Raw genomic sequence first — 25568 nt, forward strand, 5'->3', positions numbered from 1 at the left:
CCTACCCGTCCAGGCCGTATCGGGCCAGAGCCGCGCGCAGATCGTCCAGATGCGGCGCATAATTCTTCCACCGCCCCGAGGCCCGGGCGTAAAGCGGTTCGCGCACCTGCCAGACGCTGGCTGTGCGGACCGGCCCCTGGCGCTGATGGAAGTCCATCACCGACGGCTCCCACGCCAGGTCGCAGGCCGCCACCAGATCGCGCACGGCCGGCTCGCCCCGCGCCACCAGGTCGTCGTAGTCGACCTCATACACATCATCCGGCCAGACCGATTTCCAGTGCGCCGCCAGCCGTCGTTCCTGGGCCGTCCAGTGGGCGGCGTGCTCCAGGTCCAGCGCATAGGCCATGTCGTAGGACAGGTGCAGGAAGAAGACCGACAGGGCGTTGTCGATCGGATTGCGCACCGTGTGGATGATCCGGGCCTTGGGGAACAGGGTCTTGGCCAGGCCGATGTAGAGGATGTTGTCCGGGCGCTTGTCCGTGACCACCCCGACGCCGGGCACGCGCTCGCGCACGGCGTTCAGATAGACGTCACGGATCTTGCGCCGGCTGGCGTCGTCGAACACGCCCAGGGCTTCTGGGAAGGGATTGAAGACATTGGCGGCCAGGGTCGGCAGCAGGTCCAGCTCTCCACCGGCGCGAACCCCGCTGTGTCCGCCCAGGATACGCTCGACCAGGGTCGAGCCGGAGCGGAACATGCCGCAGATGAAGATCGGCGCCGCTGCGGGATCATCGTCATCCAGGGCGGCAACCGGCGCCGGCGTCGCCGCGATAATGCGATCAACGAGGGCCTCGGCCTTGGCCGGATCGTAGACGACGCCCTTGGCGCGGGCCAGGGCGGCGCTGGCCTGGTTCGCGGCGACATAAGCGTGGAAGGCGGCGTGATAATCGCCCGCCGCGTCCAGAATCCGCCCCAGGGCGAAGCCCAGATCCGCCTGTCCCAGCCCTTCAGGCGTGGCTGCCAGGGCGGAGCGCAGCCGACCGATCAGGGGATCGTCGGACGTCGCCGTCGCCTGCACCCCCGCAAGCCGCGCCAGGGCCGTGCCGTGGCTCGGTTCGACGGCCAGGACGGACTCATAGGCCTGCCGCGCTTCATCGCGTCGCCCGGCGTCCTCGTATAGATTGCCCAGATTGAGCCAGGCTGGCGCATAGGCGGGCGCAAGGGCGAGCGCGGTCTTCAGCTCGGTTTCGGCCGCATCGGGCCGGTTCAGATCCTCGGCAAGGATCACGGCGCGGTTCAGATGGACTTCTTCCGGGTCGCGCGCGCCCTGGGCCAGGGCCTGATCATAGGCGGCCAGGGCGTCGTCGAGGCGACGCATGCGCCGCAGAAGCCGACCCAGATCGTACCAGACGTCGCCCAGTTCCGGTCGCTCGGCCACGACGGACTGATAGAGGGTCACGGCCTCGGGGATACGCCCCAGGCGCTCGAGGGTCGCGCCTTGCGCGAGGCGGACTTGGTGTGCGTTGGACATCAGTCTTCACCGACCATGGCGAGCCACGGATCAACGGTTCCAGCCTCGACCTCGGCGACCTTGACGGCGGGCCAGCCGATGGAGGCGCTGCCCGAGGCGGTCCAGGCGGCGGTGATGAAGTCCCGCAGCTCGGCCGCGCCCGCCGCCAGACGTTCGTTGACGAAGGCGGCGCCGCGCGGGTCGCTGTCGCGGAAGGCCCCCGCCTTCTCCAGCCGGTAGAAGGGAATGACTGTGCCCACGGTCGTGGTCAGATAGGAGACGGTGCGCGCCTTGACGTCGAACCCGTCCAGATTGGCGGCAGGCATGGCCGCCTCGACCGCGTCCAGGCGAGCGACGCGGTTGGTGAATGCGCCTTCGAACAGGGCGTGGGTCTGGCGCGAATTGGTGAAGCCTTCGGGGTTCGGGAAGTCGCCCCAGCCGTTGTAGTGGATCGTCGTGTGGTGGGGTTGGGACCCGTCGCCGACATAGTGGCCCATGACCCCGATGTCGCGCAGGATCAGGGCCTCGCGGCGCAGGCGGTCGGCCCGGTACCAGGCCAGGCGCTCCATATCGGTCTCGCGCTTCTCAGCGGCGTTCAACACGCGCCAGTAGGCGAAGTCGCGGCCCAGGTTCTGCCAGGCGTCGATCATGGCGTAGGGCAGATAGCCGGCGTCATCGACGTCCAGCCCCGCCTTGGTCAGGGCGGCGTCGTATTCCGACTTCAGGCGCGGCAGTTCGGCCAGGGTCATGCCGCGTTGGTCGAAGACGTGGCCCTCGTCGTCCAGGTCGATGAAGTGGGCGGTGTCGCGCTCGCGGTCATGCGGCTGGCCCGCGCCCTTCCAGCGGTCGGGCTCGCGCGCCAACTCGCCCACGTCGGCGATGGCGCCCGGCGTCTTCAGGAAGGCGGGCAATTCGGCCGGCAGGGCCCGCATGGCCGCGACCCCGATCAGCCTGTGGCCGGTATTGCCCCAGGCGCCGACGGCCACGGCGGGCGCGACGACGGCGATGAACGCCAGGGCGGCGATGGCGAGACGTTTCATGAGACGGACCCGGAAGGAAAGCACGACCGCTCTAAAAGCATGATCGGGGCGTGGGTGGATAGAGGAAGCGAACAGGCGACTTCGACCTCAGTCGCCGACGGCTTCCCGCATGACCGGCGCAGGCGGCCCCGCCTCGTCTTCGTTCAGCAGTTTGCCCTCGCGGCGCGGCTTGATGTAGGGGGCGGGCTGTGGGGTCGGCATATTGCCGCGCATCAGCTGGCGGCCGGCCTTTATGCCGCCGGTCAGTTGCAGGTCCAGTCGAGCCTCGTCGCGACGGCGGACATCGCCGACGGTCTCGGCCGCCTGCCCCTCGTCCATGCCCAGCTCGACCAGGGCGCGCTCGCCGAATTTCAGCGCCGACTCGAAGGTTTCGCGGATCTGATAATCGACCCCGGCCTGGATCAGCCGCATCGAATGGCCCCGGTCGAAGGCGCGGGCCATGATCTTGGTCGTAGGGAACTCGGACTTGACCAGTTCGACGATGCGGTCGGCGACCTCGGGCTTGTCGACGCAGACCAGGACGATCTCGGCCTCATCCGCGCCGGACGCCCGCAAGGTGTGCAGCTGGGCGCCGTCGCCGTAATAGACCTTGAACCCGAACTGCGAGGCGGCCTGGATCATTTCGACGTCGTTCTCGATGATCGAGACATCCACGTCCCGCGCCAGCAGCGGCTGAGACACCACCTGGGCGAAGCGGCCAAAGCCGATGATCAGAACCTGACCGCGCAGATCCTTGGCGAAATCCACGCCTTCGGCGTCCTCGGCAGACACCCTCGGCTTGGGCAGCAGGCGCAGGGTCAGCAGGCTGGTCAGGGGCGTCAGGGCCATGGACAGGATGACGATGGCCGACAGCATGGCCCCGACCTGGGCGTCGAACAGGCCGGCCGTCACCGCCGCACCGTAAAGGACGAAGGCGAACTCGCCGCCCTGAGCGAACAGGGCCGCCCGTTCGACCGCCTCGTGGTGCGAGGCCTTGAACAGCCGGGCCACGCCGTAGATGCCCAGCGCCTTGACCGCCATGAAGGCGACCACGCCGCCGACGACCAGACGCCAGTCGGCGACCACTACCGACAGGTCCAGCGACATGCCGACACTGAGGAAGAACAGACCCAACAGGATGGCGCGGAAGGGCTCTACATCCGCTTCCAACTGGTGCCTGAAAGTGGACTCAGACAGCAGCACCCCGGCCAGGAAGGCGCCCATGGCCATCGATAGTCCGCCCAGCGACATGGCCCAGGCGGCGCCGACCACCACCAGCAGGGCCGCCGCCGTCATCACCTCGCGCCCGCCGTAGCGGGCCAGCAGACGGAAGATCGGATTGACCAGATATTTGCCCGCCAGCAGCACGCCACCGACCGCCGCAACCGCGAAGCCGATGGTCTGCCACAGGGGCGGCGCCTGCTCGTTGGCCACGCCCAGGACCGAGGCCAGGACGGCGACAATGGCCAGAAGCGGCACGATGGCCAGGTCTTCCAGCAGCAGGATGGAGACGGACCGCTGGCCGGGGCCGCCCGCGACCTCGCCGCGCTCTTCCAACATCTGCATGATGACGGCGGTGGACGACAGGACGAAGCCCATGGCGCCGACGAAGGCCACGGGCGCCGAAAACCCCGCCAACATGGCGGTCAGGGTCAGGATCAGGCCGCAGAACAGCACCTGTGCGGCGCCCAGCCCGAAGATGTCTTTCCGGAGCCCCCACAGGCGTTTGGGCCGCATCTCCAGCCCGATGATGAACAGGAAGATGACCACGCCGAACTCGGCGACATGCAGGATGGTCTCGGGTTCCTGGAACAGCTTCAGTCCGAACGGCCCGATGGCCAGCCCCGCAGCCAGATAGCCGAGCACGGAGCCCAGCCCGACCCGCTTGAACACCGGCACGGCGATGACGCCCGCCGCCAGCAGGGCCGCAGCCGCGCCCAGATCCAGTCCCGTCGCTGCTTCAGCCATCACGCCCCCTGATATGCGAGCGACAATATTGGGGAAGCGAACACGATAATGCGAGCCCTATCCGCCCACACCAACGCCGTGATCAACCAAAGACAACGCCGATTTTCGTCAGGCCGTCTCCGGCAGGGGACATGACCGACCAATCTTCAGCCAGTCCGTCGGCCAGGCTTTTCAACCGCTCCAGAATGGCGAGCATCGGATAGGGACCGGTGCTGATCCGACAAGCGCCCGCCGCAAACAGCGCCGTCGCCGGCGGCGCGTTCGGCCCCGCCATCAGGCTGATCGGCCCGCCGACGCCATCGGCCAGACGCTTCACGACGGCGGGATCGGTCACGCCCGGCAGGAAGACGACATCCGCCCCCGCCTCCAGCCAGGCGCGACCCCGTTCGATCGCCATCCCGACGCGCACAGCGTCGCTGTCGCCCAGCCCCAACAGGAAGACGTCCGTTCGGGCGTTGATGACCATTTCAGGCGCGGCGTCGCGCATCGCGGCGATGCGGGCCTGCTGATCGGAAACCGATGCGAGGGCGCCGGGCGCAGCATAGTCGGCGTCCTCGAAATTAACGCCGACGGCGCCGGCCGCCCAGGCTTGGCGCGCGGTCTCGGCCGCATCGACCGCAGCGGGGCCGTAGCCGGCCTCGACGTCGGCGTTCAGCGGCAGATCGAGGGCGCGGGCGATGGTCGCTATCTCCCGCATCATCTCGGCGCGCGTCAGACCCTCGCCGTCGCGAGCGCCGCGCGCCCAGGCGACGCCTGCGCTGGTGGTGGCCACGGCGGCGAACCCGGAGGTCTGAAACACCCGAGCGCTGGCGGCGTCCCAGGCGTTCGGCAGAATCAGACCGCCCTGGCGATGCAGGTCGCGGAAGCCTTGGGCGCGACGTGTCTGGTCGGTCATGCTGATCTCCTGTCTGGATGCGCCATCTGACATCAAATCCACCTCCAAGGGCTGGCGATTTTCGGACGCGGTCAAAATGACGGCGTGACGGCCTCCGTTCGCGGCACATCGCCGGGTCACAGCGGAACTCCGCCGCCTTCGACGGGTTTTGCCGCCAAGCCTCCACAAGGAAATCCGATGAAAATCCGCGACGTCATGACCAGGGATGTCCACCTCGCCCGCCCCGGCGATACGATTCAGGAGGTCGCCGCGCGGATGGCGAAGGGCGACTTCGGCTTCGTGCCTGTGGCGGAGGGCGACCAGCTGATCGGCGTCATCACCGATCGCGACATCGTCGTGCGCGCCGTGGCGGCCGGAGCGGCCCCGACGGCCCCCGTGGTCGAATACATCACCCGCGATCCGCAGACGGTCCTGGACACCGATGACCTGAAGTCGGTTCTCGACCTGATGGGATCGCGCCAGATCCGACGCGCGCCCGTGGTGGACAAACATGGTCGGATCGTCGGGGTGATCTCGCTGGGCGACCTGTCCCCGCGGGTCAAGGAGAAGTACGCCGGCGAAACGCTGGAGAGTATTTCGCGTTAACCCAACCCTCACACCCGACGCTAACGTCCATCATTCATCCTTACGGAAATCGTTGGAGGGTGGAATGGCGCGGGCGCAGTTCCAGAAGGGTCAGAAGGTCTGGGTCGAATGTGTCGGCGCATGGGCCACGATCGAAAAGGTCCAGCCGGTCTGGGCCAAGGGTTTCGACGAGCCGGTGCGCGTCACCTATGACGTCGGCCTGGGTCGCGAGTTCGCCGCCACTGAACTGATGATGGCGGCTGAAGACGCCGCCGGCGCCGATGTCGGCGACTGGCGCCTGCTGCGCGCCCGCAACAAGTGGCAGACCGAGGAAGACTGTCTGCATCATCCCCAGCCCGGGACCTATCCCGTGGTCGTGACCGATACCGCCGATTGGGGCGGTTGGCGCGTGCCTGGGGCCGAGTATGATCGCGATCCTCAGAAGATCGAATTCCAGGCCCGTCTGATCGCGGCCGCCCCGCGTCTGATGCAACTGGCCGAGAGCCTGATCGATCTAGTGGCCGAGGCGCCGGACGACGCCCCGCCCGCCGTTCTGGCCCTGGCGCGCCAGGCTCGCGACACGCTGCAGCCGGTCACCGAAATAGTGGAATCCCCGCCTTCAAGAATTCCATCCCCGGCGACGGCGGCTTGAGGTTCAGAAACCCTTAACCAAGCCTCGACAGGAATCCGCGACACAGCCTAGATTCCCCTGAAGCTGATTTGGTCGGGAGAGCGCCTTGCGAGGCATGGAGCGGAGGCAGGAAGGGCGGGGGCGACGCGCCACCGACCGCGCCTCGGGCGCCCTGACCTGGATGCGGATAGGGGTTCTGGTTCTCGCCCTGGCCACAGCCGGATATGGCCTTCTGCTGTCCCGCGAAGCCGGCCGCCCGACCCGTGACGCTCTGCGGCTTAGCGAAGAAAACCTGAGCCTGAATGCGAGGCTGACAGCCAGCCAGACCGCAGCCCTGATGCGCGCCGCGCGCGACGGCCTGAACGCCGGCGAGGACGCCTTGAGCGAGGACGCCGAACCCATCGCAGTCGTGGAGGCGGCGCGTCGGGCCGCGCCGGACATCGGCTTCACAGTCACCGGCGCCGACGGCGCCCTCCTGGCCCGCCAGGGCGAAGGCAGCCTCGCCGTACCGGGGTCAGACCTGTGGGAGCGCAGGCTTGAGGCGCAGATCACCCCGCCCTTGGTCAAGGGCGCCGGGGTGCGGATCGTATCCGCCGCCGGGATCGTCCTGGCCTCTTCAAATGCCGACGAACAAGGCAAGACCGCTCAGTCCGTGCTGGGCTTAACGGCTGCGGATCTGGCCTCCCTGGAACAGCCGCGTGCGATCGAGACCAACCAGGGCGAACGCACCGTCGCGGCCGCGCCGGTCGCGGCCGGCGGCCCGTATGTCGTCGCGGTGGGCGAGCCGCCGGCCCACGGACTGGCCGCGATGATCGACGACTCCTGGGTTCTGGTCCCGCCCATCGTCCTTGGGCTGGGGGTCATCGGCCTGTTCCTTTGGCAAGGCGTGCGCCGGGCCCGCGCCAGCCGCGAATGGGCCTCGTCCGAGCGCCGGTTCCGCATCGCCGTGGAGGCCGCCCGCTGCGGCGTCTGGGAATGGGATCTGGAAGCCGAAGAAGTCACCCTGTCAGACTATATGGCGACCTTGCTGGGCTTCGAACGGGGCGGCGTGACATCGAGCGACGCGGTGATGGCCCGCATCCACCCCCGTTTCCGCGACGAGGTGCAGCACGCCCTGCGCCAGGCCTCGGCCTATGGCGCGTTCGAAGTGACCTTCCCCGTCCCTGGCGAGGCGGGACGCACGCGCTGGATCGATGCACGGGGCCAGGCGCGCGGCGAACGGGGCGAGACCGGGTTTTCGGTCATTCTGGGGGTGGCGCTGGACATCACCGAGGCGCGCCGCGCCAAGGCGGCGGCCCAGTCCGCCGAGAGCCGGCTGCGGGACGGGGTCGAGAGCATTTCCGAGGCCTTCGTCCTGTTTGACCGGCACGGTCGCCTGATCCTGTCGAACCAGGCCTTCGAGGACGCCTTCGGGTTCGAACGCGGCGTGGTGCGACGCGGCGCGGTGAAAGATGAGCTGAACCGGATCGCCGCCCTGGCGATCAAGGCGGAACACGCGCCGGCGCACCGCCGCGCGGGCCTGCGCGAGGTCGAGCTGCACGACGGGCGCTGGCTGCAGTTGTCCGAACGCTTCACCTCCGAAGGCGGGTCGGTCGTCACCGCCGCCGACATCACCGCCATCAAGCGCGAAGAGGCCGAGCGCCGCCGCGCCGTCGAGGATCTGAGCCGGACCGTAGCCCAGCTCGAATCCAGCCAGCAGATGCTGTCCCAGCTGGCGCGGAAATACGAAGTCGCCATGACCCGGGCCGAGGCCGCCAGCCAGGCCAAGTCCGAGTTCCTGGCCAATATGAGCCACGAGCTGCGCACGCCCCTGAACGCCATCAACGGCTTCTCGGAAATCATGGCCGCCGAGCTGTTCGGCCCCATAGGCGAGAAGTACAAGGGCTATGCCGGGGACATCCTGAAGTCGGGTCAGCATCTGCTCAGCCTGATCAACGACATCCTCGACATGGCCAAGATCGAGGCCGGCAAGATGACCCTTCACTACGAAGCCGTGTCGCTGCGCGAGGTGTGCGACGACGCGATCCGACTGATGCGCGGCCGGGCGCAGGACTCGGGCCTGACCCTGACCGTGGAGGCCGGGGACCTGCCGGACATCGAGGCCGACCAGCGGGGCGTGAAGCAGATTCTGCTGAATCTGATCTCCAACGCCGTGAAGTTCACGCCCGAGGGCGGCGCCGTCACACTGTCGCTGACGCCCTTCCAGGGCCCGGCCGGTGAGGGTCGCGTGCGGATCGCCTGCACCGACACCGGCATCGGCATAGCGTCAGAGGACCTGTCCCGGCTGGCGCGGCCGTTCGAACAGGTCGAGGGGCAGCACTCCAAGACGACCCAGGGGACCGGCCTGGGTCTGGCCCTGACCAAGTCGCTGATCGAGCTGCACGGCGGCCAACTGGCGATCCAGAGCGAGCCCGGCGTCGGCACCGTGGTCAGTTTCGACCTGCCCACGCGGCGGCCCAGTTCTTCGATCACCCCGATGAAGGTCGCCTTCGCCGCCTGAAGCGGCCAGTCCGAACGCATACACCCCAAACAAAAACGCCCCGGAGCCTGAGCTCCGGGGCGTTTCGCCTGCATTAGGGTCGCCGCCCGCAGGCGGCGACCCTGACAGGGGATCAGAAGGCGTAACGGACCGAGGCCTGGATCGTCCGCGGCGCGCCTTGCGACGCATACGGGCGGCTGGACGCGCTGTAACCCGGCTCGGTCGGCGTGACCGTCACGATCGTGCCGAGCGAACCATAATAGTCCTCGTCGAACAGGTTGATGACGTTCAGCTGCACATAGGTGCCGGCCATGCCGAAATAGCCCAGGTCGAAGCGGGCGTCGGCGTTGACGGTCGTATAGGCGTCGACCTTCAGATCGTTGACGTCGGTGACCCAGCGTTCACCCACGTACTTGACCTGAACGCCCGTCTGAAGCGGACCGGTCTCGTACTGGGCGCGCAGACCGAAGGTCCAATCCGGCACCTCGACCAGGGTCTTGCCGGCCGTCGCATAGGTGGTGGTCGAGTTGTAGACCACGTCGTCCTTGATCTCGCTGTCGTTATAGGAGGCCGACAGATAGACCGACAGGGACTCGATCGGCGAGAAGCCCAGCTGGGCGTCGAAGCCCTTCAGATCCACGTCGCCGACGTTGCGGTCGGCGTAGATGCCGGTCTCTTCGTCATAGGTCGACAGGATGCGGTTCTCGAACTGGCTGTACCAAAGGCTGGCCGAGGCGATCAGGGTTCCGCTCTGGTAACGATAGCCGATGTCGAAGGTCTTGCTCTTCTCCGGATCGACGATCGGGCTGACCAGGTCGCCGTCGGCGTTGTACGTCACGGTGTACAGATTATCCGTCCGCGGCAGGGTCAGGCTTTCGGCATAAGAGCCGTAAACACTGTGGGCCGAGTTGAAGCGCCAAGTGGCGTTCAGGTTCGGCAGGATGTCGTCGAACGACTTCTCGCGGCTGTAGGGTGCGATGTAGTCGGTCGTCGAGGTTCCGAACCGGTAGTAGGTGTAGTTTGTGGTCGAGTTCGGCGAGACCGTCGCGGTCTGGGTGGTGCAGAGCACCGAGCTGGTGCCCTTGGCCGAGTAGCAGTTCTGGTTCATCTCGCGCTTGAAGAAGGGGGCGCGGACGCCCAGGCTCAGGCGCAGGTGGTCGTCGATGAACTTGCCGCGGTATTCGACGGCGAACTGGTTCAGTTCGGCATAGGACAGGCGGTCACGCGAACGCAGGGCGTAGCCGTCCAGGTTGACGATGCGATTGCTCTCTTCCTTCAGGCCGCCCCAGATGTCGGCGAAGACCGGCGCGGTCGGGTCCGAATAGTCGATATAGCCGTATTGGCCCGTCTGGCGGTGACGCGCCCAATCAAACGTATAGGCCAGGCGGAACGAGTGGTTCTCGCTGGGCGACCACAGCAGCGAGGTGTTGATGCCGTAGCGCTGGGTGTGGGTGTTCGACGGCGCCATGACGCGGACGGTGTCCAGCGTGTCGCCGTCGCCGTTCAGATCGACGCCGCCCGAGGTCTGCGATCCGCGCAGCAGGGCGTTGGTCTCGGTCAAGGTGGTCTGCTGCGACCCGCCGTTGGCGAGGGTGTACTGGAACGACGGATCGAAGGTGAAGGTCAGACCCTTGGCCAGGGTGAAGCGCGACTGCCCCCGGATATTGCCGGTGTCGGACGGGTTGATGCGCAGACCGTAATAGTTGGTCGTATTGCTGTCGGTGTCGGCCGTCCCATTGCGGAAGGTCGGCGCCGTATAGGTGTTGACGTAGTCGACGTCCCAACCATAGGGGCTGACTTCGACGTCTGACCGCGAGTCCGTGGCCGACTGGATCAGATACGGGCCGTTATAGGCGTTGTTCCGGTTGCGGTTCCAGTGGAAGGCCAGCGAAACGAAGTCGCCGTTGTCGCGGATCGGCTGGTAGATCTTGGCGTTGTATTGGGTCTTGTTCAGGTCGCCGAGACCCTTGAACTTGTCATAGGACTGGTCGGAATAGGCGAACCAGGCGCGCGTGCCCCAGGGGCCGACGGCGCCGGTGTTCAGCAGCATGGCGAAGCGCTTATAGTTGAAGTCGCCCAGCGAGCCCTGCACCCAGCCGCCGAAGTCTTCGGTCGGGGTGATGGACGAGATATTGATCGTGCCGCCGGTGGCCGAAGCGGTGGGGCTGTCGGCGTCGGTGGTGCCGGTGTTGACCGTCGCCTTGTCGATCAGATCGCTGTCGAGCTGCTGGTTCGTATAGAGGGAATAGTTGCCCGAGTCGTTCAGCGGCATGCCGTCGAAGGTCTGGGCGATACGGGGGCCGTCAAAGCCGTGCAGACGGATGTTGCCGCCCGACGAACCATAGGGGTCGTTGTTGGTGAAGTTCATACCAGGGACGAGGTTCAGGACCTCGTTGATCGACTGGCCCGAGGCCTGGGTCGAAATCAGTTCCTGATTGATGGTCGAACGGCTCTTGCCGACCGACTCGGCGGTGATCACGCCGTCGATAGTGCGCGGACCGCGCTGACCCGTGACGACGATTTCCTTCAGTTCAGCGGCTTCCGTACCCGTCGATTGGGCGGAGGCGGTTCCGGCGAGAGAGAGGACGCCGGCCAGGGCGGTCGTCGCCCAGATCAGCTGTTTGCGGCTTGTCATTTAATCGATCCCCGATTGATGCGTACGGGCGGCCGTATCGGCTCTCCCATCGCTCGCCCGGTAATCGGTTCAGCAGAACAATTCTCGAAAAAAATGTGAAGTATAAATGACAATCACAGTATTTTGCCCCAATATTTCAATAGCGAAACATTAGAATGCATTGCCTTTTCCACAATGACATCACCACGACATTTGAGGCAATCAATATATCTAACATGACATGTACGCCCGCACCCATGAGCAGCGGCCGCAAACGCAATATCGGACCAGATTCGTCAGCCCAAGCAGGACTTCAGGCTGTGCGAATAATCCCTGCGCTCGCAACCACCGGCCAGGACGTCAGCCGCCCGCCTGCACAGGGGCCGCCCTTGCACTCGCCGGTCAGGGGCTCGAACACCGCGCCGTGCCAGCCGCACAGGATCAAGGCGCCGTCAGGCGTCAGATAGCGGTCCAGCTCCATGGCGATGGGGAAGCCGGCATGCGGGCAGCGGTCAATCCAGCCCGCAACCACCCCATCCTTACGCACCACAAAGCCGTGAAAAAAGGCCTCGCCGATCTGGAGAACGAAGCCGCGCGAGCCAGGATCGGCGATATCGGCCTCGGCGCACAAAGCCACGCCGGGCGGCGTCTTCCAGACTCGCTTGCGCTCGGTCGCTTCGTCGGACACGGAGGTCAGACCCGCTCTGCCTTCAGAGGGCGCGACAACAGGCCGTCGATCAGGCCGTCCACAGTGATTTCACCCGCCAGCAGGGCGGCGATGCCCTCGGCGATGGGGGTCTCCACACCCAGTCGGGCGGCCAGGGCGCGCACAGCCGGCGCGCTCTCATAGCCCTCAGCCACCGAGCGCTTGCCCGCCAAGGCCTGTTCCACCGTCCGGCCTTGGCCCAAGGCTAGGCCCAAGCTCATGTTGCGCGACTGGGGGCTGGAACAGGTCAGGACCAGATCGCCCAAACCGCACAGCCCCGCCACGGTCTCGGCCTGCCCGCCCATGGCGACGGCGAGGCGGGTCATCTCCGCAAAGCCGCGCGTGATCAGGGCGGCGTGGGCGCTGCGACCCAGTTGACGTCCCTCGGACACGCCGCAGGCGATGGCCAGAACATTCTTCAACGCCCCGCCCGCCTCGGCGCCGACCAGGTCGGTGGCCAGATAGGGTCTGAAGCCGGGCGCCGACAGGGTGTTCAACAGGGCCTGCCCCAGGCATTCGTCAGCGCAGGCCAGGGTGACGGCGGTCGGAAGACCGCGCGCCACCTCGCCGGCGAAACTGGGGCCGGACAGAACCGCCGCCGGGGCGTCCGGCAGGGTCTCGGCCAGCACCTCGGTCATCAGCTTCATCGTGCCCCGCTCGACGCCCTTGGAGCAGAGCACCACCGGCACGCCGGCCCGGTGATAGGGGGCGAAGGCCGTCAGGGTCGCGCGCATATGCTGGGCCGGCGGCACCGCCAGGATCAGGTCGCAGTCGCCCAGATCAGCCAGATCGGCGGTGAATTTGAGACCTTCGGCCAGGGGCACGCCCGGCAGATACAGGTCATTGGTCCGCGTCGTCGCCAGAGTGTCGGCCAGTTGCGGCTCGCGCGCCTGAAGCGTCGTATCCAACCCGGCGCGGACGCAGACCTGGGCCAGGGCCGTGCCCCAGGCGCCGGCGCCGATGACCCCTGCGGTGCGGAATTCCATGCGCCCTCCCGAGGCGGTCTCTTTGGTCATGACTTCGCGCCCTTGCGGCCCGGCTTGTGCGAAGGATCGGCCAGAGCACGGGCTTCGTCCAGCGGCCATCGCGGCCGAGCGACCACGTCGATGTCGCTGGTCAGGCCCAAAGCCAACCGTTCAGCGCCGGCCAGGGCGATCATGGCGGCATTGTCGGTGCAATAGGCCATGGGCGGCGCCAGAAAGTCGAAGCCGTGTTTCGCGGCCGTCGCCTGTAGCGTGGCGCGGATGGTCTTGTTGGCGGCGACGCCGCCCGCAACCACGAACAACCGGTGCTCATGGGTCTCGGCATAGGCGGCCAGGGCCCGCTCGGATCGATCCGACAACTGGCGGGCGATGGCGCTCTGGACCGCGTCGGCCAGATCAGCCTTATCCTGCTCGGTCTCGCACGTCTGGGCGATACGGAAGGCCGCCGTCTTCAGGCCCGAGAAGGAGAAGTCGCAATCCTTGCGCCCCAGCAGGGCGCGCGGCAGGTCGATCTTCGAGCCGTCGCCCTGGGCCGCCAGCCGCTCCAGCGCCGGCCCGCCGGGATAACCCAGCCCCAGCGCCTTGGCGATCTTGTCGAACGCCTCGCCCGCCGCATCATCGATGGTGGCGCCGATACGGCTCATGTCGCCGACGCCGCGCACCTCCAGCAGTTGGCAATGGCCGCCGGAAACCAGCAGCAGCAGGAAGGGATAGGCGACCTCCTCGCCCAATCGGGCCGAGACCGCGTGCCCCTCCAGATGATTGACCGCCACCAGGGGCAGGCCGCGCGCCAGGGCCGCCGCCTTGCCGAAGCTGAGGCCCACCATGACCCCGCCGACCAGGCCCGGCCCGGCGGTCGCGGCGATCCCGTCCAGTTCTTCATAGCCCATACCGGATTCGGCCATGGCGCGGCGCGTGACCTCGGCGATCATCTCGACGTGGCTGCGGGCGGCGATTTCGGGGACGACGCCGCCATAGGCCGCGTGATCGTCGATCTGGCTGTGAACGACCGAGGACAGGACCTCGGCTCGGCCGCCCCGCTCGGACGGGTGCAGGCGCACCACCGAGGCGGCGGTTTCGTCGCAGCTGGTCTCGAGACCCAGCACCGTCAGGGCTTCACCAGGAACGGGGGGGACATCCCGTCCAGTTGCCGCTGCGGCGCCGCTGCTATAGTCGGCGGAACTCTCCATCGGGTCGAGGTAGCGATCCGGCGTCCGGTAAGCAACGATCATGACCCTTCCTCTCCGCATCGGCACCCGGCGGTCGAAACTGGCCCTGGCCCAATCCGGCATGATGCAACGGGCGATCGGCCGCGCGCTGGGCGTGCCCGAAGACGAGATCGAGGCCGCCGTGCCCCTGGTCGAGATCGTCACCACCGGCGACCGGATCCAGGACCGCCGCCTGATGGAGCTGGGCGGCAAGGCCCTATTCACCAAGGAGATTGAGGAAGCCCTGCTGGACGGCCGGATCGACATCGCCATCCATTCCATGAAGGACGTCCCCGCAGAACAGCCCGAGGGCCTGTGTATCGCCGCGATCCCGGAACGCGAGGACGCCCGCGACGCCTTCATCAGCCGCGACTTCGCCAGTTTCGACCAACTGCCGTTCGGCGCCCGGTTGGGCACGGCCAGCCTGCGTCGTCAGGCCCAGGCCCTGGCCCTGCGGCCGGACCTGAAGATCGAAATGCTGCGCGGGAACATCGACACCCGGCTGCGGCGAGCGGCCGACGGGGATTTCGACGCCATACTGCTGGCCGTCTCGGGCATGACCCGGCTGGGCGTGACTGAACATATTCGCGAGAAGCTGTCGTTGGACGCCTTCCTGCCGGCGCCGGGCCAGGGCGCCCTGGCCATCCAGACCCGCGCCGCCGACATCGACGCCCCCCTGAACGCCCGCTGGATCGCCGCCCTGAACCACCCTGAAACCGCCGTCGCCGTCGCCGCCGAACGGGGGGCCATGACGGCGTTGGAGGGGTCCTGCCGGACGGCGGTCGGCGCCCATGCCCTGATCGAGGGCGACACCCTGCGTCTGACCACCGAAATGCTCAGCCCCGACGGATCGGCCCGTTGGCGCCGCGCCGGCGAACTGTTCCAACCCAACGAGGCCGACGCCCGCGCCCTGGGCCAGCGGCTGGGCGGCGAGGTCCACGCCTTCGCCGGCGATCAGGAGGTCGATCCCTCGACCCTGGACGGGTGACCGCCCCTCGCCGCGACACACCGGCGAAACCGCGCGTCTGGGTCACCCGCGCCGAGCCGGGCGCGTCGCGCACCGCAGCGCGCCTGCGCGACATGGGGTTCGAGCCGCTCGTCCATCCGCTGCTGGTGGTCGAACATCTGAAACCGGCCCTTCCAGACCTGGAACGGTTCGCCGCCCTGGCCTTCACCAGCCCCAATGGCGTCGTCGCCTTCGCCGCCCTGACACCGCGCCGCGACCGTCCTGTCTTCGCGGTCGGCAAGGCCACGGCCCAGGCCGCGCGTCAGGCCGGCTTCGTCGCCGTCCGTTCCGCTGATGGCGACCTGACCGCCCTGGCGAGATTGATCGCTGCAGAATTGAGCGACGCGGTCCTGCTGGCGGCCCAGGCCGAGACGCCCGCCGGCGACCTGTCCGCCGCCCTGAAGGCCGCAGACGCCCGCAACATCGCCGTCACGATGCTGAGCGTGTATCGCACGACCGGCAAACGGCTCAGGCCGCCCGTCTGCGACGCGGTGCTGATCCATTCCCCGCGCGGCGGCCAGGCGCTGGCGTCCCACATGGCCCAATCAGACATGGTTTACGCCTGTATCTCGGCCGCAGCCGCAGCGCCCCTGATCGCCCTCGGCCTGACCCCAGCCGTGTCTGAACACCCCGACGAGGCGACATTGTTGGCGACCTTGCAAGCGGCGCTTGGCAAGCGCGATACGCCCGTATAAAGAGCCCCTCTCGCGCGGGCTGTTTCGCCTTCGCAACCGGGCCGCTTTAGCTCAGCCGGTAGAGCACCTCATTCGTAATGAGGGGGTCGCGTGTTCGAGTCACGCAAGCGGCACCACCTCGCGGCTTTCAGCGCCGCGAGTCAGAAGCAAACGCCGAGCTCGTCTTAGGCGCTTCAGAACTGAAGCCTATCGCAGTCTTTCTGAGATTAATTATTGTAGACTCGATACATTAACCTTGATATTCGCTTCATAGTTGATAAGAACAATATTCTGAGTACGTAGCATTCCTCTAAAGTGCAGCTACGGCTTGACGCCTTCGATGATTTGGGGCCTGACGGCGGCATTATCGTCTCCCCCCGAAGGCAAAGATGAGCGACACAGTAGATCCCATCGACATCGCCATCGGCGCGCGCATCCGCAGCCGCCGCGAAGAACTCCGCATAACCCAGGCCCAATTGGCCGCCGGCGCCGGCGTGACCTTCCAGCAGATCCAGAAGTACGAGCGCGGCGTGAACCGTGTATCGGCCGCCCGACTGCTGCAGATCGCCGCCGTTCTGAAATCGACCGGCGCCGCTCTGCTGGGTGAACTGGAGACGGCAGAAGGCGACGAACTGGTTCTCGCCTCCCCTGGGGTGGCGGAATTGCTTTCAGCCTTCCGCAGCATCCGCGACGCCGAGAAGCGCGACGCCCTGCTGGTCATCGCCAAGGGGCTGCGCGGCTGACATCAGGGGCGGGGTTGAAGCAGTCTTTCCATGGCTGGCCCCGCCTCCCCGCCAACCGTCAGGTCCGCCAGCCACGACTGGACGGCTTCCAGGGCTCGCGCATCAAGCCGGTCCGAACGGCCTGAGTCGGTGATGTTCTGACGGACGATTTCCAACAGGCAGGCGGCCTCGACCGCGCTGGACGGGGCGTGGTTCAGCAAGCGCGCCTCGGCCTCGACCATCGGGCCAAGATCCAGTTCGGCTAGCAGCAGGTTATCGCCGCTGGACGCAAGGCTGGAGACGCCGAGCTTGTCTGCGACATGCGCAGTTTCGAACCACGACCTGAAAAGCGGCATGAAGTTCGCGAGCGATTTAGCCGTCACAGTTGATATCCTTGTCTTTCAAGACAGGCGCGGCTTGGCGCGCTCTGACTTCTGATTGGAGTAGGGGGCGGCGTTCGCCTCCCAGACGCCGAAGAGTCCCAGGACCATGATTTCAACCCAGGCCACCATGCGGGTGGTCACGATCGACCATGTCAGGGCGTCCGGTCCGACGAGGGCCGACACATGGGTGCCCAGCGCCAGAAGCTGGGCGCCGGCGGCGAGCAGAAGCCACCACCGATCATAGCGAAGGCTGAGTTGGGCGAGCCAGGCCAGCAGCCCGGCGGACACCAACGCCACCGCCCAGCGAAACTCCCCCACGGCAAGATGATCGACCCACCCGGACAACAATTGCGCCAAATACAGGCCCGCGGCAGCCTCTCGCTCTGGTCGCTTCCCTTTCCAGATCAGCAGAACCAGCGAGAGATAGGTAAGGCCTACGCCAAACACCCAGAGCGGAGATGGCATGCCGTCGACGCCGATCAGGCCACGAGGTGCAGTACGTCGGCCTGCGCGACAGGATTAGACTTGCTCTCGTGCATGCCGTCCATCCGCCACCCGATCTGGTGCGCGTCCGCCACAGACGCCAGACCCGCGTGACCCGAGGTGACGGCTGCGCGAACCGTGGCGAGCCGGTTGAGGCCCATCACAATGTCTTCCAGCGCCGACTGACCGACCTCGGCCGCCAGGCGCGCCTCGACCCGCCCTTCCAGCGACGTCTGGATCAGCTTGCAGACCTCGATCATGGCCTGATCGACCGCGTGTTCCGCGGTTCTGACCTGGCGTGCGACCCTGAGCCCGACTTGCATGTTTTTCATTGCTTCATCCTCCAAGATGTTTCCCGCGTCAGCGAGCCCATTCAGGAGCGATCCGATCAAACAGGGAGGGAACCACCATGCCTGCCGTCACGATCCCGATGGCGAGCAACAGGGCGACGGCGGCCCCTGCGACAATGACCGCCAACCTCCCGCCGACGCCGCGAGGCGGCGCAGGAAGGAACCAGGCGGCCGGAAGTCCCCGGCCGTCGTCCTCCGGATGTCCGGCCGACGCCCGCTCAACAAGCCCGTCTTCGCCGACATGGGAAATGAGTATCGGCTCCCCTGAGTAGGCGCTACTCAGCCGCCGCGCGGCCAACCGACGATCGGACACGCCCAGTTTGCCATAGGCGCGATGCAGGTGATTGCCGACGGTTCGCGGCGATATGCCCAGACGCGCGGCGATCTCCTTGTCCACAAGACCGAGGCCGGCCAGGCGAACACACTCGATCTCTCTCGGCGACAGACTTTCAGACATTCACGCGCTCCCCCACCCTTGTCATAGAGGAATTTGCAATGACAACCAGATGGGACGTGCGGCCACCCAATACGGGAAGATCACTTGAACATATAAACATGTCTTTATATGTTTGACGGATAAGTTTGTCGGCTGACACAGACAGGAGCCTCTATTGGCCACTCGTTCCTCCTTCCTCTTCACCTCGGAAAGTGTGTCCGAAGGACACCCCGACAAGGTGGCCGACCGCATCTCGGACACTGTCGTCGACGCCTTCCTGTCCAAGGATCCCGAGGCCCGCGTGGCGTGCGAGACCCTGGTCACCACTCAGCGGATCGTTCTGGCCGGCGAGGTCCGTGCGACCCAGCCCGGCAACACCAAGGAACAGAACGAAGCCTTCACCCAGACCATTATCGACAGCCTGGAGCCGCTGGTCCGCGCCGCGGTCAAGGACATCGGCTACGAGCAGGACGGCTTCCACTGGGAGACGGCGGACTACGCCTGCTTCCTGCACGCCCAGTCGGCCGACATCGCCGTCGGCGTCGACTCGACCAATGAGAAGGACGAGGGCGCGGGCGACCAGGGCATCATGTTCGGCTACGCCTCGAACGAGACGCCGGAACTGATGCCGGCGACCCTGCAGTACAGCCACAATATTCTGAAGCGCCTAGCCGAGGTGCGTCACGCCGGCGGCTCACAGCTGGAGCCCGACGCCAAGAGCCAGGTGACGATTGAATACGAGAACGGCAAGCCCAAGCGCGCCGCCTCAATCGTCCTGTCGACCCAGCACGCCAAGGGCCTGAGCTCCGAGCAGGTCGCCGAGATCGTCAAACCCTATATCCTGGAGGTTCTGCCCGAGGGCTTTACCGACGAGGACACCGTCTGGCACATCAATCCGACCGGCATCTTTGAAATCGGCGGCCCGGACGGCGACGCCGGCCTGACCGGGCGCAAGATCATCGTCGACACCTACGGCGGCGCAGCCCCCCACGGCGGCGGCGCCTTCTCTGGCAAGGATCCGACCAAGGTGGACCGTTCGGCCGCCTACGCCTGCCGCTACCTGGCCAAGAACGTGGTCGCGGCCGGCCTGGCTGACCGTTGCACCATCCAGATCTCCTACGCCATCGGCGTGGCCAAGCCCCAGTCGATCCACGTGGACCTGCACGGCACCGGCAAGGTCTCGGAGATCCTGCTGGAAGAAAAGCTGCTGGACCTGATCGGCGGCGCCACGCCGCGCGCCATCCGCAAGCATCTTGGCCTGAACAAGCCGATCTACGCCCGCACCACCGCCTATGGGCATTTCGGCCGCGCGCCGGACGCCGAGGGCGGCTTTAGCTGGGAAAAGACCGATCTGGTCGATCAGTTGAAGGCGCTGGCCTAAAAAAGGCTCAGGCGGCCTGGTCGTCCAGGACCAGGCCGCGAACGCCCGTCAGATTGGCGTTCGTCAGGTCCAGTTGACGCGTCTGGGCGCCGTGCAAGGTCGCCCGCCCCAGATCGGCTCCGGCCATGACGGCCCGGCGCAGATCGGCGCCCGAAAGGTCCACGCCCCGCAACACCGCTCCGGTAAGGTCGGCGGGCAGCAGCCGATCCGCACCGATCAGCAAGGGGCCCAGTTGCGCCCCACGCATGTCTGCCCCGTTCAGCTTCGCGTTCTTCAATCGCGCGCCCCGAAGGTCCGCGCGGCAAAGCTTGGCGGAGCGCAGGTCAGCGTTTTCGAGGTGTGCGCCCTGAAGCTGCACCCCCTCCATGTCCAACCCATAGAAGACCGCCCCCTTGGCCGACAGGGCGGTAAGGTTCAGGCCCGTGATCGACTTCAGCGGACGCAGGTCGACGCCGTCGAACACGGACGGCTGTCCCTCGGCGCCACCCGTCTCGCACCAGCGGGCATGGACGCGCAGCATCTCGGCGGCCGGCATCTGGTCAACGGACTCGCCGATGGTGCTCTTATCCGTCAGGGCGCCCTCCATATTGGCGCCGTCGGCGCACCACATGGTCATCTTGCAGCCCACCAGGATGGCGTCGCGCATATCGGCGCCGGACAGGTTGGCGCCGGACAGGTCTGCACCGGCCAGATCCGCGCCCCGGAAGTCGGCCTGTTTGAGATTGGCGCGGATCATCTTGCAGTCCTTCATCACCGCGCCCGAAAAATCGGCCTTGATCGCGATGACGCCCGACATCTTGGACCGCTGAAGATTGGCGCCGGCCAGGCAGGCGCCGCTGGCCTCGGTCTCCTGGCGATGGCGGGGCTCGATGACCTTGAAGCCCAGTTTGGCGTCGGCGGCGGCGATGGTGCCCTCGCGCAGGTCGGCTTCGAACAGGTCGGCGCCCGACAGGTCCGCGCCGCGCAGGCAGGCGCCACGAAGATCGGCGCGACGCAGACTGGACTCGGCTAGGACCACATCCTGCATGTCCGCGCCAAAGAAATTGGCGTTGTCCAGCTTGGCGCCGGTCAGGTCGCAACCTTCCAGACAGGCGGCGGCGAAATCGGCGTCCGCCAGGTTGCGGCCGGTCAGCTTGAGGCCGGAGATGTCCATCCAGGCGAAGACGGCCCGGGCGCCGCCGGGACGGGCCTGGAACAGCCGGTCGTGACGAGCGCAGATGATATCGACTTCAGCCTGCGTCAGGCGCTTGCGCACAATGGGTTCAGCTGCCTGGGCCATTGCGCCAGACTAACGGCGATCGACTTAAGAAAGCCTTGCTCAACAGACGGTTGTCAGTCCGTCAGCAACCCCTGTTCGCGAAGGGCCTCCGCCAGTTCCCCGGGGGATGTCCACAGGCGAGTATAGCCGGCCTCGCCCAGCCGCTTCAGCTCGGTCACCAGATCCGCCTTGGCGGAGGCGGCGAACCGACCGTCGAAGCCCGCCCCATCCTTGCTGATCCGCACCATCGGCCGTCCCGTCTCAAGTCGATGCAGGAAGCCTTCACACAGGGCCGCGCCCTCTTCGCACATTAGACCGGTCTCGACCGTCAGCCCCTTGGCGCGAAGGCGTTCGGTGCCGCGGCCGGCGGCGAAGGGCGAGGGGTCAAGACAGGCCACGACCACACGCCCGACCTGGGCCTCGGTCAGGAAATGGGCGCAGGACTGCCGACCCGATGACCGGGCGCCACACGGCTCCAGCGTGACATAGACGGTTGCGCCCGCAACCTCCGCGCCGGCGGCGGGAACAGCCTGCTCTTCGGCATGGGGACGTCCGCCCGGCGCCGTGGCGGCCTGGGCGATCACCCGACCGTCCTTGACGATGACGCAGCCCACGGCGGGATTGGGCCAGGTCTCGCCCATACGGCCGGTCGCCAGCTCTATGGCCTGGGCCATGAAGGCGCGGTCGGCGTCGGACCAGCTCATGCGACGGCCGGCAGCTCTTCGGCGCGGGCGGCGTCAAGATAACGGGCGGCGGTCGGCTTCAGGTCGGCATCGAGGTCGATCTCCAGCGGATTGCCGGTCGGGATTTCCACCCCGACGATCTTGTCGTCCGGCACCGCGAACAACAGTTTGACGATGGCGCGCAGCGAATTGCCGTGGGCCGCGATCAGGACGTCCTCGCCGGCCTTCAAGCGCGGCGCGATCTCGGCGTCCCAATAGGGCTCGACCCGCTCGAGGGTGGTCTTCAGGCTTTCGGTGTCGGGAATGGCCTTGCCGGCATAGCGGGGGTCGGCGTTGAAATCGAACTCTCCGCCGGGCGCCAACGGCGGGGGCGGCACATCGTAGCTGCGGCGCCAGACCTTGACCTGGTCTTCGCCGTGCTTCTGGGCGGTCTCGGCCTTGTTGAGGCCCGTCAGGCCGCCGTAGTGACGCTCATTCAGGCGCCAGTCCTCGACGACCGGCACATCCGTCAGGCCCGCAGATTGAAGCGCCAGAGCGCCGGTGCGCTTGGCGCGGGTCAGGACCGAGGTGAACATGACCGCGGGCGTGAACCCCGCCTCGGCGATCAGCTCGCCGCCGCGACGGGCCTGCGCCTCGCCTTCCGCTGTCAGATCGACATCGACCCAGCCGGTGAAACGGTTTTCCAGGTTCCATTGGCTCTGGCCATGGCGGAGCAGGATCAGGCGCGGCATTCGATCGGTCCTCGGCGAAACAGTCTGTCCGGGTAAGCCGCCGTCATGAGCCGGTCAAGGCTTGCGCGCGCCGCCATGTTGCAGCGCACAGCCGAGGCGCCACCTACTCGGCTTGTGGCGGCCAAGGGCGGCCGCTAGGCTGGCGCCATGTCCGACCGTCTGTTCTTTCCCATAGCCTTAGCCGCTATCGCCGCTCTGATCGCTCTGGCGGTGGTCTGGCCCTGACCGGTCAGAAGGCCGAGAAGGCAGGACGGAGCCAGTCCGCCCTGCCCTGTCCCGTCAGTACAGAATCTTGCGCAGGTTGATGCGGAACACCCGGCCCTGCGGGTCCAGATAGTCGCGCTGGTAGTTGACCGGCGTGGACCCGTCGCTGCTGGTGACGGAAATCCGGTCGTCGAAGATGTTCTGCACGCCCAGGCCCACGCGCGCCCCTTTCAGGAAGGGGAAACGCTCAACCCAGGCGGTGCGCTGGGTCAGGTCGGCGAAGGCGAACAGATTGATCTGGGTGCGGTCCGAGAAGTCGAGATCGGCCGAACCCGCGCTGTCCCCGTCGACGGTCGTGCCCGACTTCCAGTTGGCGTTCACAAAGGCGCCGAAGCCGTTCTTGAACAGGCCGGTCTGGAGCTGAACCTCGTGACGCGACTGGCCGCCCGAACCGGAGATGGAATCCCCATCCAGAAGGTCCAGCGGCGCCAGACCGTCGCGGATCACCACCTCGTCCTGAACGCGCCAGGTGTGGGTCAGCGAGAAGTTGAACATCCCCTGCCCCGGCTGCATGCCGGGCGCGGTGGAACCTCGCATACGACCGCCGCCGGGCCCTCCCGGTCCACCGGGACCGCCGGGACCGCCGCCCACACGCATCGCGCCGCCCGGGGGCGGGCCGCCCGCCCCCGGCCCGCCGGGTCCGCCCGGTCGCTGGCCCATCATGGCCGGATTGGGCTTGCCGAAGGGTTTGGAGAAGTTGAAGCCCCACTGGACGTCCTGCTGCTCACGGCTGGCGAAGTTCAGCGGGCGGGCGTCGATAGCGAGAAGCGTACCGTCGTCCGCGCGGGTGAACCGCTCGGGCAGGGCGGCTTCGAGGTCGGGGGTGATGGCGGGGAAGCTCGAAATCTCATCCTCGGCCTCGGTGCGGGTATAGGCCAGGTTCAGGCGTAGATCGGTCGCCGACAGCGGCTGCCAGTTGACGCCCAGCTTCAGGATCCGGCGGTTCTCGGCCTTCAGATTGGGATCGCCGCCGGTGACCTGGGTGACCTGGACGGTCTGGCCGGTCGAATAGTCGAAGACGGCGGTGTTCGGCGTCGAGATGGTGGGATCGTTCAGCTGCTGGATCGTCGGCGCCTTGTCCTCGTCCGAATAGTTGGCCGACAGGGACAGCCGCGCGACCGGCGACCAGTTCAGACCACCGCCCAGGGCAGACACGCCGCCGAAGTCCGACAGTTCCTGGTAGGCCAGGTTCATATTGGCGGACAAATCGCCGATCTTCGGCAGGACGCCCTTGTCCACGCTGGAGATCGGCAGGTCGAAATTGGCCTGCAGGCTGCCCTGGTCGCGGGACTGCGAGCGGTCGGTCGAGACGCCTGATCGGAAGCTCTCGGAATCCAGCGACTCGTGCTCGCCCCCGACTTTGAAGGTGGTGGTGACGCCGCCGGCCGGCAGCTCCCAGGCCGTGCCGTTCAGCACGACCTCGCCCTCCAGCGACTGCGAGATAGAGTTTGCGGTGTTGCGGGCGGCAGGGGTGACCGCCCCGCTCAGGTCACCGTAGGGATCAACGCTCGTGTCGCCGGCGAGGATCGCCGCCTTGAGGGCGGCGTCGTCGAGGCCTGCGCCGGTCGTGGTGTCCGTTTCGATACGGCTGTATTCGCTCGTCGCCGTCCAGCGCCACTCGCCCAGATAGCCGTCGAACACCGTGCCCAGTTCTGCGGTGCGCGTATTGGTCTGGCGCTGAAGGGCGTCCGGCAGGCCGACGTAGCGATACAGCTCGACCGCCGCGCCGTCGGGCGACCAGGGATTGCCCTCAGGCAGGCTCAGACTGACGCCCGGCAGGCCCAGATAGCTGCGGCTGCTGCTGTCCTCCAGGCTGCCGCTCAAGGTCATGCCGACCTTGTCGTTCAGATCGTGCTTGTAGGTTCCCGCCACCGACGCCTCGGCCGTGCGCGGCTGCAGGGTGCGATAGGCGTTCAGGTCGGTGTCGCCAACCGAGTCGAGCTGCGTGCTAGTCCCACTGCGATCAATGTTCCGCTCGGACTCATACAGGGCGTTGCTGCTCTCGCCATTGACGTCCAGCGACCAACGGTCCGCACCGGCGATGTTGAGGATATTGTTCTCGCTCGCCGTCGTCGTGCGACCACCCTGATCCGACCGGCTGACGTTGACCGAGGCGGTCAGCGAGCGGAACTGGGCCTTTAGAACAATGTTCACGACCCGCTGATTGGCGCTGTAGCCGTAGGACAGGGCCGTTTCCTCAGGCAGGATGTCGAACCGCTCGATCGCTTCCGGCGGGATGCCCCGAATTTCCCGGAAGCCGGAAATGCGACGACCATTGACCAGGAAGACCGGTGATCCACCGCGCGCGCTGCGAGTCTGGGCCTCAAGCAGGGTCACCAGTTCACCGATGTTGGTGGCGCCAAAAGCCTGAATCTGATTGGCGTCATAGGAGACGATCGGCTCCTGCCCTCCAAGAGCCACGCCGCGTTTCACTGCCGTGACTTCGATGTCCGGCAGCACCGTCGTGGGCGCGTCCTGCTGCGGCGCTTGAATTTCCGAAGCTCCCGTCGGAGCGAGTGCGAGCAGCATGAGCGCGGTCGGGATCATGAGAACCGTGTTCCAGAGAAAGAAATCAGCCCCCTTGGGACGGGACAATCATGGCCGGAAAGCGGCTAAATTCATGAAGTTTCAGAAAGCGTGGCTCACCTTCAACACCGACAAAACTTGTGCGACGGAAACT

General features: G+C 66.7%; 23 protein-coding genes and 1 tRNA gene. 8 read left to right on the top strand and 16 right to left on the bottom strand.

Translation table 11 applies throughout. The features are described 5' to 3' along the window. Position 1: 1 nt before the first annotated feature. The 4 genes from OU998_RS14905 to OU998_RS14920 form a co-directional block, all read right to left on the bottom strand. On the bottom strand, positions 2 to 1471 hold the full coding sequence (locus OU998_RS14905; protein WP_267514442.1) for a tetratricopeptide repeat-containing sulfotransferase family protein: 1470 nt from the start codon (positions 1469 to 1471) through the stop codon (positions 2 to 4). Next, complete coding sequence (locus tag OU998_RS14910) at positions 1471 to 2490, bottom strand: S1/P1 Nuclease (RefSeq protein WP_267514443.1); 1020 nt, start codon at positions 2488 to 2490, stop codon at positions 1471 to 1473. Before OU998_RS14910 ends, OU998_RS14905 begins: the two co-directional genes overlap by 1 nt. 87 nt (positions 2491 to 2577) lie before the next feature. Then, entirely contained in the window at positions 2578 to 4437 is a 1860-nt protein-coding gene (locus tag OU998_RS14915) for a monovalent cation:proton antiporter-2 (CPA2) family protein (protein WP_267514444.1), read from the bottom strand. An 82-nt stretch (positions 4438 to 4519) separates the two neighbouring features. Then, entirely contained in the window at positions 4520 to 5332 is an 813-nt protein-coding gene (locus OU998_RS14920; RefSeq protein WP_267514445.1) for an isocitrate lyase/PEP mutase family protein, read from the bottom strand. Positions 5333 to 5509: 177 nt separating this feature from the next. On the opposite strand from OU998_RS14920, the gene OU998_RS14925 reads away from it, so the two are divergent. From OU998_RS14925 to OU998_RS14935, 3 genes are all read left to right on the top strand, one after another. Further along, positions 5510 to 5917: a CBS domain-containing protein gene (locus OU998_RS14925; RefSeq protein ID WP_267514446.1), complete on the top strand. Its 408-nt coding sequence runs from the start codon at positions 5510 to 5512 to the stop codon at positions 5915 to 5917. 64 nt (positions 5918 to 5981) lie between these two features. Next, positions 5982 to 6548 (top strand): hypothetical protein, encoded by a 567-nt coding sequence (locus OU998_RS14930; protein WP_267514447.1) that lies wholly within the window; start codon positions 5982 to 5984, stop codon positions 6546 to 6548. A 94-nt stretch (positions 6549 to 6642) separates the two neighbouring features. Further along, a complete protein-coding gene (locus tag OU998_RS14935; protein WP_267514448.1) occupies positions 6643 to 9027 on the top strand; it encodes a PAS domain-containing sensor histidine kinase in 2385 nt (794 codons plus the stop codon). 112 nt (positions 9028 to 9139) lie between these two features. Here OU998_RS14935 and OU998_RS14940 read toward each other — a convergent pair whose 3' ends face one another. From OU998_RS14940 to tsaD, 4 genes are all read right to left on the bottom strand, one after another. Further along, positions 9140 to 11641, bottom strand: a complete 2502-nt coding sequence (locus OU998_RS14940) for a TonB-dependent receptor (RefSeq protein WP_267514449.1) — start codon at positions 11639 to 11641, stop codon at positions 9140 to 9142. Positions 11642 to 11933: 292 nt separating this feature from the next. Further along, positions 11934 to 12308: a Rieske (2Fe-2S) protein gene (locus OU998_RS14945; protein WP_267514450.1), complete on the bottom strand. Its 375-nt coding sequence runs from the start codon at positions 12306 to 12308 to the stop codon at positions 11934 to 11936. Between the two features lie 5 nt (positions 12309 to 12313). Next, on the bottom strand, positions 12314 to 13312 hold the full coding sequence (locus tag OU998_RS14950; RefSeq protein ID WP_267516822.1) for an NAD(P)H-dependent glycerol-3-phosphate dehydrogenase: 999 nt from the start codon (positions 13310 to 13312) through the stop codon (positions 12314 to 12316). A gap of 26 nt (positions 13313 to 13338) precedes the next feature. Next, complete coding sequence (gene tsaD, locus OU998_RS14955) at positions 13339 to 14541, bottom strand: tRNA (adenosine(37)-N6)-threonylcarbamoyltransferase complex transferase subunit TsaD (protein WP_267514451.1); 1203 nt, start codon at positions 14539 to 14541, stop codon at positions 13339 to 13341. Here tsaD and hemC point away from each other — a divergent pair. The 4 genes from hemC to OU998_RS14975 all read left to right on the top strand — a co-directional run bounded on the left by hemC (position 14540) and on the right by OU998_RS14975 (position 16940). Continuing rightward, entirely contained in the window at positions 14540 to 15505 is a 966-nt protein-coding gene (gene hemC, locus OU998_RS14960; protein ID WP_267514452.1) for a hydroxymethylbilane synthase, read from the top strand. The genes tsaD and hemC overlap by 2 nt on opposite strands. Next, positions 15502 to 16218, top strand: coding sequence for a uroporphyrinogen-III synthase (locus OU998_RS14965; RefSeq protein WP_267514453.1), 717 nt, complete (start codon positions 15502 to 15504; stop codon positions 16216 to 16218). The genes hemC and OU998_RS14965 overlap by 4 nt, the downstream gene beginning before the upstream one ends. A 40-nt stretch (positions 16219 to 16258) precedes the next feature. Then, positions 16259 to 16334, top strand: a tRNA-Thr gene (locus OU998_RS14970). A gap of 252 nt (positions 16335 to 16586) precedes the next feature. Next, a complete protein-coding gene (locus OU998_RS14975) occupies positions 16587 to 16940 on the top strand; it encodes a helix-turn-helix domain-containing protein (protein WP_267514454.1) in 354 nt (117 codons plus the stop codon). A gap of 2 nt (positions 16941 to 16942) precedes the next feature. On the opposite strand, the gene OU998_RS14980 is transcribed toward OU998_RS14975, so the two are convergent. The 4 genes from OU998_RS14980 to OU998_RS14995 all read right to left on the bottom strand — a co-directional run bounded on the left by OU998_RS14980 (position 16943) and on the right by OU998_RS14995 (position 18592). Continuing rightward, positions 16943 to 17275, bottom strand: coding sequence for a hypothetical protein (locus OU998_RS14980; protein ID WP_267514455.1), 333 nt, complete (start codon positions 17273 to 17275; stop codon positions 16943 to 16945). Positions 17276 to 17320: 45 nt separating this feature from the next. Continuing rightward, positions 17321 to 17647, bottom strand: coding sequence for a hypothetical protein (locus OU998_RS14985; protein WP_267514456.1), 327 nt, complete (start codon positions 17645 to 17647; stop codon positions 17321 to 17323). A gap of 134 nt (positions 17648 to 17781) precedes the next feature. Next, a complete protein-coding gene (locus OU998_RS14990) occupies positions 17782 to 18117 on the bottom strand; it encodes a hypothetical protein (RefSeq protein WP_267514457.1) in 336 nt (111 codons plus the stop codon). A 28-nt stretch (positions 18118 to 18145) separates the two neighbouring features. Next, positions 18146 to 18592, bottom strand: a complete 447-nt coding sequence (locus OU998_RS14995; RefSeq protein ID WP_267514458.1) for a helix-turn-helix domain-containing protein — start codon at positions 18590 to 18592, stop codon at positions 18146 to 18148. 154 nt (positions 18593 to 18746) lie between these two features. Here OU998_RS14995 and metK point away from each other — a divergent pair, with 154 nt between their 5' ends. Further along, the gene (metK, locus tag OU998_RS15000) at positions 18747 to 19952 is read left to right on the top strand and encodes a methionine adenosyltransferase (protein WP_267514459.1); all 1206 of its coding nucleotides are present in this window, start codon (positions 18747 to 18749) and stop codon (positions 19950 to 19952) included. A 7-nt stretch (positions 19953 to 19959) separates the two neighbouring features. Here metK and OU998_RS15005 read toward each other — a convergent pair whose 3' ends face one another. The 4 genes from OU998_RS15005 to OU998_RS15020 form a co-directional block, all read right to left on the bottom strand. After that, positions 19960 to 21231, bottom strand: coding sequence for a pentapeptide repeat-containing protein (locus tag OU998_RS15005; protein WP_267514460.1), 1272 nt, complete (start codon positions 21229 to 21231; stop codon positions 19960 to 19962). A gap of 53 nt (positions 21232 to 21284) precedes the next feature. Further along, a complete protein-coding gene (locus OU998_RS15010) occupies positions 21285 to 21914 on the bottom strand; it encodes a bifunctional diaminohydroxyphosphoribosylaminopyrimidine deaminase/5-amino-6-(5-phosphoribosylamino)uracil reductase RibD (RefSeq protein WP_267514461.1) in 630 nt (209 codons plus the stop codon). After that, a complete protein-coding gene (gene gpmA / locus OU998_RS15015) occupies positions 21911 to 22624 on the bottom strand; it encodes a 2,3-diphosphoglycerate-dependent phosphoglycerate mutase (protein ID WP_267514462.1) in 714 nt (237 codons plus the stop codon). Before gpmA ends, OU998_RS15010 begins: the two co-directional genes overlap by 4 nt. A gap of 279 nt (positions 22625 to 22903) precedes the next feature. Next, complete coding sequence (locus tag OU998_RS15020) at positions 22904 to 25435, bottom strand: TonB-dependent receptor (RefSeq protein WP_267514463.1); 2532 nt, start codon at positions 25433 to 25435, stop codon at positions 22904 to 22906. Positions 25436 to 25568: the final 133 nt, after the last annotated feature.

The organism is Brevundimonas sp. SL130 (assembly GCF_026625805.1).
Taxonomy (GTDB): domain Bacteria; phylum Pseudomonadota; class Alphaproteobacteria; order Caulobacterales; family Caulobacteraceae; genus Brevundimonas.